This is a genomic window from Planktothrix serta PCC 8927, from assembly GCF_900010725.2.
Taxonomy (GTDB): domain Bacteria; phylum Cyanobacteriota; class Cyanobacteriia; order Cyanobacteriales; family Microcoleaceae; genus Planktothrix; species Planktothrix serta.
On sequence record NZ_LR734875.1, the window covers coordinates 49,566 to 62,186 of the forward strand.

Sequence of the window (12,621 nt, forward strand, 5' to 3'; positions counted from 1 at the left end):
TCTATTAACCTAAGTTTTTCCCCTAATTTATCATAGTTAGTCTAGAAGAACTACTTTTTAATAACCGTAAACCACTTAATGTTACCAATACCGTTGACCCTTCATGTCCAATTACCCCCATAGGCATATTAATAGAACCAAAAAAGTTAGAGATTAATAAGATTACAATAAATGAAAGAGCAAAGGCGATATTTTGTTGAATAATTCGATTAGCCCGACGACCCAGTTTAATCGCTTTTAATATCTTACCCAATTGATCCGTCATTAACACAATATCGGCTGTTTCTAGGGCTACATCATTTCCAGCACCCCCCATGGCTATGCCCACATCTGCTAAGGCTAAAGCGGGAGCATCATTAATCCCATCTCCTACCATTGCCACCCCTTGATAACGGGTTTTTAATTGTCGAACAATGGTTAATTTATCCTCTGGTAACAAATTAGCATAAACCAGATCAATATTCAACTGTTTTGCCACACTATCTGCGGTTCTTTGATGATCTCCGGTCAGCATCACGACCTGTTCAATACCAAATTTTTTCAAGTTTTTAATTAAGGTTTTCGCCTCTAAACGCACGGTATCCGCCACCGCAATTAAGCCTAAAGTTTGTTGATTTTTAGCGACCCAAACCACCGTTTTTCCATCGGTTTCTAAATGATCACTAATTTCGACTAACTCAGGATTAACTTCAATATCATGTTGATGAATCCACTCTAATTTTCCCACAAAAATCTGATCCTGATCAACTTTTCCGATAATTCCTTCTCCGATTTGAGTCGCGACATTAATAGCGGTAATTCGGGGAATATTTTTTTCCCGGGCAAATTCAGCGATCGCTTGTCCAATGGGATGTTCTGAAACCGACTCCACTGCTACGGCTAATTGCAATAATTCCGTTTCTAAAATCCCGGAAATCGGAATAATATCAACAATGGTTAATTTTCCCGTTGTTAAGGTTCCCGTTTTATCAAAAGCGATCGCTTTTATTCGGCCAATTTTTTCTAATTGCGCCCCATTTTTAAATAAAATTCCATGTCTTGCTCCAGTAGCTATTCCTGATAATAATGCGGGCATAATTGATGCCATCAACGCACAGGGAGAAGCAACAACTAAAAAGATTAAAGCCCGATAAATCGTGGTTTCCCAATCCCAACCCAGGAATAACGGGGGTAAAATTCCTAATGCTAGACCCATTATTATGATAACTTTAGCATAACCTCGTTCAAATTTTTCCATCCATTGTTGAGAGGGAGGGGCTTCGGTTTGGGCTTGTTCAACTAACTGAATCACCCGTTGAATTAAACTGCTTTCAGGTGGTTGATGAACCTTTAAATGTAATACTCCATTTCCATTTAATGTTCCCGCAAAAACTTCATCACCAATCGTTTTATCAACAGGAATCGATTCTCCTGTAATTGCTGATTGATTGATCGGACTATTCCCGGATAAAATAATCGCATCGGTGGGAATTCTTTCTCCCGGTTTCACTAAAATAATATCTCCAATTTTTAATTGATTGATCGGAAGTTTTTGCTCCTGTTGATTGTCAATGACTGTGGCGGTATCGGGTGTTAATCCCATTAATTTCTGAATATTGCGCTCCGTATGTCTCATCGCAATACTTTCTAAAGCACCACTGAAAGCAAAAATTAAGATTAAAATTCCCCCATCAATGATTAAAAAATAATCCTGTTTCCAAACTCCTAAAATAGCGGCTCCTAAAGCAGCTACAATCATTAATAAATCAACATCGAATTGTTTTTCTTTCAGGAGTGTTGTTAACCCCTGTTTCCCACTTTCATAACCACCAATGACATAAGCCATCGGTAAGACTAAAAAGGCTAATCCCAGCCAACCTATTTGTAAGCAAACCCAACCCATAAACACTAAAACAGCACAAACTATCGCTGCAATCATTTCAGAATAGTGCTGAAGAAATGTAAGCACAGAAATTGGGGAATTAGAACGTTGAGTCATTACAAGAGAAAAAAGAACGCTGTTTTTAGCATAAACCGTGACTAAGAATTTTGAATTTTAGATTTGGGATGAGTTGAGTATTCACCTTTGTTTGAGGAGGAGTATTTGAAGAACATCTGGTGTTGACAGCAACCTCCCAAAACCTGTCTCTGAGGATCTAGGGTAAAACCCTCTTCCCAAAAATTTTGAAAACGATTATCATTATACTTAGGCTCAGTCCCATCCCAATTCGGTTGCTTCGGGAAGTGTGCTGGGCTAACTCGGTGTAAAACGGTATTGAGGACATCAATATGAGATTGTGGATTTATACCCCTATGGTGACATTGTTATTAGGAATCGGTTTAATCAGTGGATGTAACAGCGTTTCTACACCCATAAGTTCGGCGGAGAATAATTCTCCAACAGTGGCGGAAACAGCAACAGAAACTCCTAATAATATTGTCGATATTACCGTTAGTATTATCCCGCAAAAATATTTTGTTGAAAAAATTGGGGGTAAGAATGTTAGAGTCAATGTTATGGTTCCTCCTGGAGTTGATTTACATAACTATGAACCTAAACCTCAACAGTTACAATCTTTAAATGATGCTCAAGCTTATATTACCACTGGAATTGCTTTTGAAACGGCTTGGATGGATCGAATTAAGGCAGCTAATCAACAAATGTTAATCGTGGATTCAACTCAAGGGATTGAGAGAATTCCTATGGTGGAACATCACCATCATCATGAAGAAAATCATCAAGCAGAAGAAACATTAGATCCTCATATTTGGCTTTCTCCTAAATTAGTTAAAATTCAAGCTCAAAATATTTATGATGGCTTAGTCAAAATTGACCCTAAACGTCAGGCTGAATATCAAGCTAACCTGAATAATTTTATCACCGAAATTGAACAACTGGATCAACAAATTAGCCAGAATTTAGCCCCCGTCAAAAACCGTAAATTTATGGTTTTTCATCCCGCTTGGGGCTATTTTGCCAGGGATTATAACTTAGAACAAGAACCCATTGAAGTCGGAGGACAAGAACCCAGCGCTGCGGAATTAGCGGATTTAATTTCTGAGGCTAAACAGGAGAATATTAAAATTATTTTTACTCAACCGGAATTTAGTCCCCGTTCTGCGGAAATGTTAGCCAAAGAAATTGATGCCAAAGTTATTGTTATTAGTGATTTAGATGAAAATTGGTCTAATAATTTACTGAAAGTTTCTGAAACCTTATCTCAAACCTTAACCCCGTAATTTATTTTAACTTAGCCATGATTTCTATTCCTAATTTTACCTTTACATCTGTGTCAAATTCCCAAAAGTTATCCCCAAAGCCTGAGCAAAAAAATGAAGTCATCCGTTTAAGCCAAGTTTGGGCGGGTTATGATGCTCATGAACCCATTTTAGAAGCGATTAATTTAACGGTTTATGAATTAGATTTTTTAGGATTAATCGGCCCCAATGGTGGGGGGAAAACCACATTAATTAAAGTGCTTTTAGGGTTACTTAAACCGTTAAAAGGAGATGTTAAAATTATGGGTCGTTCTGTTCCCCAAGGTCGGCGTTATTTGGGTTATGCTCCTCAAATTTTAGAATTTGATCGCAATTTTCCCGTCCGGGTGAATGAGGTGGTGAGAATGGGCCGGTTAGGAAAGCGTTCTTTATTCCAACCCTATACGAAAAAAGATGAAGAAATTGTGATTCAGGCTTTAGAAAAAGTAGAAATGTTAGACTTAAGAAATCGACCTATTGGGGAATTATCGGGAGGACAACGACAACGGGTTTATATTGCGAGAGCGTTAGCGAGTGAACCCCAAATTTTACTCCTCGATGAACCCACCGCCAGCGTTGATCCCAAAATGTGCAGCAGTATTTATGAATTATTGCTTAAACTCAATGAATATATGACAATTGTAATGATTACTCATGATATTAATACAATGTCTTCCTATGTCAAAACCGTCGGATGTTTAAATCGTCGTTTACACTATCATGGAGAACAACATATCACTCCAAAAATGTTAGAACAAACCTACAGCAATACAGGAGATATTTAACTCTCTCGACCATCCTAAATAGGTTGTAATGTTTTAGGTTAGGGGAAGTGAAAATTTAAAGATACTTCCTTCTCCTAAACGACTAGAAACAGAAATTTTTCCTCCTTGTAATTCGACTAAACGCCGGGTAATTGCTAACCCAATTCCGGTTCCTCCTGAATGTCGAGAACGGGAACGATCTGCTCGCCAAAAGCGTTCAAAAACATGGGGTAAATCTTCTGGAGAAATACCAATTCCAGTATCAATGACTGAAATCCAAAGAAAGCTTAAATCATTTTCTATTTTAACGGTAATTGTTCCCGTTTCGGTATAACAAATCGCATTTCCTAATAAGTTGACTAAAATTTGTTCGGTTCGATCTAAATCAGCTAAAACTAAAGGTAAATCGCGTTTAGACTCTAATTGAATAATCGGCCCATCTTCTAACAGTTGATCGGAAAATCGTTGGACTAAGGATGCTAATAAAGGATATAAATTAACGGGTTTTTGATGGATAGATAAATAACCAGATTCAACTTTTGAGAGTTCCTGTAAATCGTTAACTAATCGTTCTAGGCGTTTGGTTTCTTTAGCTAATTGTTGATAAATTTCGGGAGAAGGTTCAATGTGACCATCGGCTATCTCTTCTAAATAACCCCTAACAACGGTTAACGGAGTTCTTAATTCATGGGTTAAATCACTAATTAGTTCTCGCCGTCCTTTTTCAACATTTTGTAAACTCGCCGCCATTTGATTAAAGCTCATGGCTAATTGATTTAATTCAGGAATATCACTATAAGACATTCGTTCTGACCATTCCCCGGAAGCAAATTTCTGGGTAATTTCTTCCATTTGGGTGAGGGGTTGGGTAATTCTTTTTGTTAACCAATAACTGAGTCCAACGGCGGCGCTTGTTCCGGCTAGAACTGACCAAAAGGTGCTGCGGTTCCAAGCAATTTCAAAGCCTTTTACAAGACGAGTTCTAATATATTGTAACCGAAATCCTGGGCCTTCTAGTTGTTCTAAATTACTGACGAAAAACCGAGGAGAATAAATTTTTCCAATAATTACTAAGGATGTCACCCCAATTAACATCACTAACAGATGGGATAAAAATAAACGTCCTCGTAAACCGATTTTAGCCATATTAGTAGTGAGTCCTTCAGGACTCTATTAAATCTTGGTTAATCACCTCGATGAGTTAATTCAGCGCCCCAAATTACTTTGTTTCCCTGAACTAATGCAATTCCAGTGGTTTTTGAACCCGGATCAATTTTGAGGGTTATTTGTTGTATTTCTGGTGCGGGTTTTGACTCCTTTAAGATAATAGTAAACGGATAACGACGATAAACAGCAGCTTGACCTTGATTCAATAACAATCGAGCTTNGACGATAGGGTTCTGGATAAACTGACGCTTCAGAATGATTAAAATAAACTTGAATTAAAGGATCTTGAGGTAAAGGTTGTAAACGGGGCTTTAAGACAGATTGGGATGAAGTTTTAACACAAGCATCCAAACTCAAAGCCAGTAATACAGTTAAACTTAATCGCAACGAAATTCGGCTGAATTGATCCACAATTAATCAAAACAATGAATAGGTTCTATTAACAGTTTGACAGCAAGAGGAACAACAAACAAGGGATTTTTCCGAGTTTCCTGTAAAACTGAGGTCACGGGGCTGCTAACGGATGACGGTTCAACTCCTGCCTCCTGATTCGGGTAATCTATTAATAGGGGGGAGATTAACTTAATTTCTGCCAAGCTACCGAGTTAAAAGGATGTCACACTTTTTAACCGTCTGTGAGCGCCGTAAGCACTGGTTCAGGGCTTGTAGGCGCGGGTAATAACCCTCACTGCTGTGCTATGCCAAAACGAAAGAGGACATTTCCCTGTGGCCATAAAGGATATGGGAAAATCTGTCATCGTTGTAATCAACAAGAGGTGACAAAGGATTCCCACCATCAGGCCATTGAGGACAAACGAACCAAAAAACAACAGTGGGAAGCCTCCTTTGCTCAGGATATTATTGACCTGAGAGGCTTACCGGATTATGTGGTGATTAAAGCCAGGGCGATTATTGCTGGCTTAAATGACCAGAAAAGTTATCGAGACTTTGGGGGGAAGCGACTTCGCCATAATCGATTTATTATCAGTATTCCCGTCACGCGGAATTATCGAATGCTTTGTCAAGATAGTGGTAATTTCCTCGTTCCCCAAAAAGTTCTCTCTCATGAAGATTACAACGTTTGTAAACCCGGAGATTAATGCACCCAAACCACTCTAAATCCTAACCTTTTTAATTTTTCCCTTGAAAAGAAAACTCAACTTTTGATTTAGAAATATCCATGCAAATCTACCTCGACTATAGTGCAACCACTCCTCCCCGAACTGAAGTGATCACCCTGATGCAAAGGGTGATGGCTCAACAGTGGGGAAATCCTTCTAGTATTCATGAGTGGGGTCAGAGGGCGGCAACGGTTTTAGAACGCTCTAGAATACAAGTGGCTCATCTGATTAATGCTCCACCGGAATCGATTATTTTTACTTCTGGGGGAACGGAAGCGGACAACCTCGCCATTATGGGCGTCGCTCGTCAATATTCTCAACCCCAACATCTGATTATTTCTGCGGTGGAACATTCGGCCATTGCTGAACCTGCACGACTTCTGGAACAGTGGGGATGGCAAATCACCCACTTACCCGTAGACAGTCGCGGACGCATTCACCCGTTGGACTTACAAGCGGCCATTCAACCGAATACGGTGTTAGTGTCGATTATTTATGGCCAAAGTGAAGTCGGAACATTGCAACCCATCGAAACCTTAGGCAAAATTGCCCATGCTCACGGGGTTCTGTTCCATACCGATGCGGTACAGGTGGCGGGACGTTTACCTGTGGACGTGCAGCATTTACCCGTTGATTTATTATCCCTATCCAGTCATAAATTGTATGGCCCCCAAGGAGCCGGGGCTTTATATGTTCGGGATACGGTAGGGTTAACGCCTTTATTCGGGGGAGGAGGACAGGAATTTCAACTGCGTTCTGGGACGCAGGGGGTTCCCACGATAGCCGGATTTGGGTTAGCCTGCGAATTAGCGGATCAGGATCTGACAACAGAAATGCTGCGGTTAATGGGGTTACGCGATCGCTTATTTGACTTATTAGCCGATGTGCCCTATTTATTACCCACAGGCGATCGCTTAAATCGTTTACCCCATCACGTTAGTTTCTCTGTGATCCCCCCCAAACACATTGACCCCAAAACCCTGACGGGAAAAACCCTAGTCCGTCAACTGAATTTAGCTGGAATTGGCATTAGTGCAGGTTCGGCTTGTAGCAGTGGTAAACTCAGTCCCAGTCCGATTTTATTAGCAATGGGATATGAGGAAACTGCGGCTTTAGGAGGGATTCGGTTCACCTTGGGACGGGATACCACCGAAGCGGATATTGATTGGACAGCAATGGTTCTCAAACAAGTCTTAGAACGACTAATTCCAAATCAGTTGTTAGCCATGAGTGTTTAACTTAAAATCAGGTTGGTATAATTCTAAAGAGTATGATCAATACAGTTGAACAACAGTTTCGTTCCTATTCACAGATTGTCGGAGAAATTCCTGATAATCTGGAGTCTGAAAAGTTTATAACTGTTGAAAGAGTTCCCCCTATAAAAGTCTATTCTTTAGGATTCCAACCTGCAAAATTTATCCCAGAGATTCCTCGTTGGTTTCTCAAAAAATATGCTGATCCTGATTTTACGATTCTTGACCCATTTTGTGGCTCAGGTACAACTTTATTAGAAGCCATTCAACAAAATATTTCAGCCTACTGGTTAGACTATCACCCTCTCAGTTGTTTAATTTGCCAAGTTAAAACCACTGTATTTTCAACCCAGGAGATTTTAGAAGCAACAACCCAAATTATTGAAAAAACATCTACCCAAAAGTTTGCACCCGCAACCATCAATTTTTCCAATAAAGATTTTTGGTTTCAGCAACCTGTACAAGAAGGATTAGAACTTTTAAGAGAACAGATTTTATTAGCTGAATCTAGCCTTCAACCCTTACTTTGGTTAGCATTTGCCTCAACCGTTAGAAAAACTTCTAATATGAATGATGGCATGATTTTGGCAGCCCGACGTTCCCATATTGAGAAAATCCCTATTCGTTCCCGTTCAGATGTATTTCAATATTTTCAACACTATGTTAAACAATCTATTGAAGCGTTTGTGGAATGGAACCCTTTCTTAAATAAATTTGATGCTAAAATTCAACAACTCTCCTCTCAAGATGCTCGCCAACTTCCAGAACAATTAAAAGTTGATGCAATTATTACTTCTCCACCCTATATTAATGCAATTGATTATGTTTGGGCTTCTAAGTTTGAACTGCATTGGTTAGGATTGGTGAATAGCAACCAGGAACGTTTAAACTTATACTCTAAAGAAATCGGAACTGAACGAATCCCAAAGCAGGAGTGTAAAGAATTAGGAAAAACTGGCTATTTACATTTAGATCGGTTAATCGAAGATATCTATTATGGGAAAAGATATCAAGCAACTTCAGGTCAAAATCAACTTAGATCTAGAGTTGTTTATCAATATTTTATGGATATGAAATCACATTTTTTACAGAGTTTAAAGGTATTAAAAAAAGGTGGGTATTACTGTTTTTCTGTAGGTGATGTTAGTAATATTTGTGGTGTGGAGATACCCGTTGCTTCTCTTTTATCAGAAATAGCTTTTGACTTGGGCTTTAAGCAAATATTCACTTTTAATCTTCTGTTGAAAAATCGGCGTTTGAATCTTCCAAGAAACGTTAATTGGGCAGGAACGATCAAACATGATACTACTATTGTTCTGGAGAAATTAAATTAATGTTTAATTCAATTGATGATGACCCACTTGAATCAATTTTACAACAGTATAGTCTATCATTCACTGACAAAAAGTTTATAAATAAATTGTCGGAAGAAGATGATTTAATGGTGGTTTTTGGCTTAACACAAGAAATCAAAGATCTCAATAAACAGTATTGGGGGAGAGAGTTAGGGAAATGTTGGGAACGTCTGGTTATTGAAGTTTGCAGACAAAGTTGTGCAGACTTTTATCCCGCAGGAAAAGATGAATTATGTGATTTAAGGATCGGAACTGATGCTATTGATACAAAATATAGAATTGGATCGGGAGATATAGGAACTTTAAAAAACTTCAGAGAACACGCTAAAGAATTAAAGGATAGAGGATACACACCTATTTTATTGATTTCGATTTACAAGCTTGGTTACAAGCCCGAAGAGGGTTATACTCAAGATAAATTAACAAACAACAGCAACTCGATCAAAAACCTTAATAATCACATTGCAGTTATGTCCCAACTCCCTAACAGCTTAGAAGAAGCAATTGAACAAGCTAAACAAGCAACTAAAGCAGCTTTAGCTGATGGTTATAAGTTAATTCAAGTTGAATTAGTTTTTCCTGAAATTGAACTAGAAGCGCAATCTATTGCCCAAGAATTTATTCCAGTTATCGAACAACCTGATCGTCAATTAGTTGTCTTATTTCCCGATACAGGCGCCGCAGCTTTAGCCCGTCGGGACTGGGGAAAAACCTGTTTTCGGGTAACAGATTTAGGAACCTCTCGCTCTCCCGTTGAAACTCGCTTAGAACCCGAAGATCAACAGTTTTTAGTCGTATCTCCTTCGGCTGTAGAAGTGGCACAGATGGAAAAATTGTCTCAATTGGCCGGAGATCGTCCCGTAATTTTACTGAATCCAAAACTCGAAGATATTGCTATTATAGGAATAGGATACGCTGCTCGTCAGTTACGCGAACGGTTTATCAAGACCATTGAGTCTTGTTATTATCTCAAATTCTTAGAAGGTGCCGCACTCAGACGTTGTTATCCTTCAATCTGGGAAGTTTGGTTAGAAATTGATGGGCAGTACCAGTTAATAGCCGAACAAGCGACAAAACCTGTCGGGGATGAACTGGATCTGATTTTGGCACAGGTGACTCAAGGAAGTGATGAGTCAGTGGGACAACCTGTCCAACGGCCCAAAAAAGGTGTTTTGTCTGGACTTCAGAGTTTTATTCGCGCCTTAAGCCAATAATTCCTGTTCCGACGAACATCCTCTAACTGTGTGCAAGTGAATCAAAATGCTGACTCGACGCATTGTTATTGGTGACGTACACGGGCATTATGACGGGCTAATAACCCTTTTAGAGCGTCTTGCTCCGGGTGCAAATGATCAAGTGTATTTTTTAGGAGATTTAATTGATCGTGGCCCTAAAAGCGCCCAGGTCGTTGAATTCGTCAAAAATAGCCCCTATCACTGTTTACGGGGCAACCATGAACAACTGATGTTAAATGCTTTGCCTGAAGATGGAAAAAATCCTCAAGCTTGGCAAGCCTGGTTATACAGTGGCGGTCTAACCACCATTACCAGTTATCAGGATATAGGGATTATTCCCAGGGATCATGTTCATTGGATGGCCTCTTTACCTTTATATCTGGATTTAGGAGATGTTTGGCTCGTTCATGCGGGTGTCCATCCCAAATTGTCGATTAAAGAACAAAATGAAGATGAATTTTGTTGGATACGGCGAGAATTTCACAATATCCCTAAACCCTATTTTGCTAATAAGTTAATTATTGTCGGTCATACAATCACCTTTACCTTTGATGGCATAGAACCGGGACAGTTAGTTCAGGGTCAGGGGTGGTTAGGAATTGATACGGGGGTTTACCATGCCAGAAGTGGCTGGTTAACCGGATTGGATATTACCAATAAAAAAGTTTATCAGGTGAATGTTCTCCATCATAACCAAATTCGGATTTTACCCTTAAATCGGATTGTTACTCATTTAAAACCGCCTTCTTTATTAGCGCGATTAAGTTATGTTAGACCTTAAAATTTCGGTTCAATTCTTAAAAGATGACCTGTTGAATCTGAAATATAATCATGACACTTGAGGAGTAATCCGTGTTAGATAATTTAATTATTAAAAACTTGACAGTTTTTCCCGAAGCTGATCTCCAGTTCTCCAAATATCTTAATGTGATAGTTGGAGAGAACGGAACGGGAAAAACTCATCTTCTTAAGATGGCTTATTCAGCACTTGCTACCAGTTGGGAAGAAGGGCGAAAACCAACAAGTAGCTTGCCAACAAAAGCTTTAATACAAACTCGGTTAGCAGAAAAGCTTGTTAATGTGTTTCGTCCTGAGTCTCTTGGACGACTTGCTCGACGGAAACAAGGGCGTGAGAGATGCGATATCAAACTAAACTTTAAAAATAGACAGTTCAATTTTGCCTTTAGCTTCGCCACTAATAGTAAGACAGAAGTTTTACTAGAGCAAGTCCCAGAGCATTGGCTTGATGCGGCGGCAGTCTATCTTCCAACCCGTGAATTACTTACCATTTTCCCAAATTTTGTCTCAGTATACGAAGGTCATTATCTTGAGTTTGAGGAGACTTGGCGAGACACTTGTCTGCTCCTTGGTGCCCCTTTGCAGCGAGGGCCCAAGGAGAAACGAATTCAGGAGTTGTTGAAACCGCTTGAGTCGGCAATGAGTGGTTCAATCGAGCTAGATACAAATGGGCGTTTTTATTTGAAGAATGAGCGTGGTCGATTTGAGATGCCTCTCGTTGCAGAAGGACAGCGTAAGCTGGCGATGTTGGCACGTCTAATTGCAACTGGCGTGTTACTGGACAAAGGTGCTTTATTCTGGGACGAGCCTGAAGCAAATCTCAACCCGCGTCTTATCAGAGAGGTGGCTCAGAGCATCGTGAATCTAAGTAGTGCAGGCATCCAAGTATTTATTGCTACTCATAGCTTATTTCTATTGCGCGAGCTTGAAATACTGATGACTAACAAATCTAACCCCGGACTTAATGCACGATTTTTTGGATTACACTTCTCAGATGGTAGTGTTATGGTCAAACAAGGAGATGCAATTGATGAGATTGGGGACATCGCTGCACTAGATGAAGATCTTGCCCAATCTGACCGCTTTCTGGATAGTGGAGACTGAGCATGGTGACTGTCACCGTTGATAGTTTGACGTTTGATTTTCCAGACTCATGGAGCGTCACTAAGTATGACGACTGGGCTTTTTACCAGAACCAATTCTCTAAGATGTGGGACGGTATTAAGGCAGTTGATCTTCTCGCTATTGAAAACCAAGTCACATGGCTTATTGAAGTCAAGGATTATCGTCAGCATCCTCGGACAAAAACTATAGATTTGGCCGATGAAGTGGCAAAGAAGGTGTTCTCTACCCTTGCTGCTATGCTACCTGCCAAAATTAATGCTTCGGTAATTGAAGAATGTAATTTTGCCGGGAAGGTTCTGAAAACCACTCAATTACGGGTGGTGCTACATCTTGAACAACCAGAAAAAGACTCAAAACTATTTCCGCGTGCTATTGATCCTTCCAATGTACAACTAAAACTAAGAACCTTGATCAAACCGATTGACCCGCATCCAAAGGTTGTTGAGTCTACTCAGATGCGAGGCTTAGAATGGACAGTGACGTGATTCACCTATATTAATGTGAGTTCAATTTACAGTGAGGAGATGTGCAGGCTAATATCTTCTGGAGCCGATAAATCTCCATAT

11 protein-coding genes and 1 pseudogene are annotated in these 12,621 nt (G+C 39.7%); 9 read left to right on the forward strand and 3 right to left on the reverse strand.

The genetic code is table 11. The features are described from left to right. Nucleotides 1-22: 22 nt before the first annotated feature. Nucleotides 23-1,978, reverse strand: a complete 1,956-nt coding sequence (locus PL8927_RS15125; RefSeq protein ID WP_083623014.1) for a heavy metal translocating P-type ATPase — start codon at nucleotides 1,976-1,978, stop codon at nucleotides 23-25. Between the two features lie 290 nt (nucleotides 1,979-2,268). Here PL8927_RS15125 and PL8927_RS15130 point away from each other — a divergent pair, with 290 nt between their 5' ends. Continuing rightward, the gene (locus PL8927_RS15130) at nucleotides 2,269-3,219 is read left to right on the forward strand and encodes a metal ABC transporter solute-binding protein, Zn/Mn family (RefSeq protein WP_083623015.1); all 951 of its coding nucleotides are present in this window, start codon (nucleotides 2,269-2,271) and stop codon (nucleotides 3,217-3,219) included. A 17-nt stretch (nucleotides 3,220-3,236) separates the two neighbouring features. Next, complete coding sequence (locus tag PL8927_RS15135; protein WP_083623017.1) at nucleotides 3,237-4,022, forward strand: metal ABC transporter ATP-binding protein; 786 nt, start codon at nucleotides 3,237-3,239, stop codon at nucleotides 4,020-4,022. A 33-nt stretch (nucleotides 4,023-4,055) separates the two neighbouring features. On the opposite strand, the gene PL8927_RS15140 is transcribed toward PL8927_RS15135, so the two are convergent. Then, complete coding sequence (locus tag PL8927_RS15140; protein WP_083623019.1) at nucleotides 4,056-5,147, reverse strand: sensor histidine kinase; 1,092 nt, start codon at nucleotides 5,145-5,147, stop codon at nucleotides 4,056-4,058. A gap of 44 nt (nucleotides 5,148-5,191) precedes the next feature. Continuing rightward, nucleotides 5,192-5,434, reverse strand: a pseudogene (locus PL8927_RS29250) (RRXRR domain-containing protein); the annotation flags it as partial. Between the two features lie 432 nt (nucleotides 5,435-5,866). On the opposite strand from PL8927_RS29250, the gene PL8927_RS15150 reads away from it, so the two are divergent. The 7 genes from PL8927_RS15150 (at nucleotide 5,867) to PL8927_RS15180 (ending at nucleotide 12,540) form a co-directional block, all read left to right on the forward strand. Continuing rightward, nucleotides 5,867-6,268 (forward strand): DUF7682 family zinc-binding protein, encoded by a 402-nt coding sequence (locus PL8927_RS15150; RefSeq protein WP_083623027.1) that lies wholly within the window; start codon nucleotides 5,867-5,869, stop codon nucleotides 6,266-6,268. An 80-nt stretch (nucleotides 6,269-6,348) separates the two neighbouring features. After that, a complete protein-coding gene (locus tag PL8927_RS15155) occupies nucleotides 6,349-7,527 on the forward strand; it encodes a cysteine desulfurase family protein (RefSeq protein WP_083623029.1) in 1,179 nt (392 codons plus the stop codon). Nucleotides 7,528-7,559: 32 nt separating this feature from the next. After that, nucleotides 7,560-8,876 (forward strand): DNA methyltransferase, encoded by a 1,317-nt coding sequence (locus tag PL8927_RS15160; protein ID WP_083623030.1) that lies wholly within the window; start codon nucleotides 7,560-7,562, stop codon nucleotides 8,874-8,876. A 491-nt stretch (nucleotides 8,877-9,367) separates the two neighbouring features. Beyond that, nucleotides 9,368-10,111, forward strand: coding sequence for a DUF1995 family protein (locus PL8927_RS15165; RefSeq protein ID WP_083623357.1), 744 nt, complete (start codon nucleotides 9,368-9,370; stop codon nucleotides 10,109-10,111). 46 nt (nucleotides 10,112-10,157) lie between these two features. Then, nucleotides 10,158-10,913, forward strand: a complete 756-nt coding sequence (locus PL8927_RS15170) for a metallophosphoesterase family protein (RefSeq protein ID WP_083623032.1) — start codon at nucleotides 10,158-10,160, stop codon at nucleotides 10,911-10,913. A gap of 71 nt (nucleotides 10,914-10,984) precedes the next feature. Beyond that, nucleotides 10,985-12,034 carry an AAA family ATPase gene (locus PL8927_RS15175; RefSeq protein WP_083623034.1) on the forward strand — a complete coding sequence of 350 codons (1,050 nt, stop codon included), beginning with the start codon at nucleotides 10,985-10,987 and terminating at the stop codon, nucleotides 12,032-12,034. Nucleotides 12,035-12,036: 2 nt separating this feature from the next. Then, nucleotides 12,037-12,540, forward strand: coding sequence for a cysteine--tRNA ligase (locus PL8927_RS15180; protein WP_083623037.1), 504 nt, complete (start codon nucleotides 12,037-12,039; stop codon nucleotides 12,538-12,540). The last annotated feature ends 81 nt before the right edge of the window (nucleotides 12,541-12,621 follow it).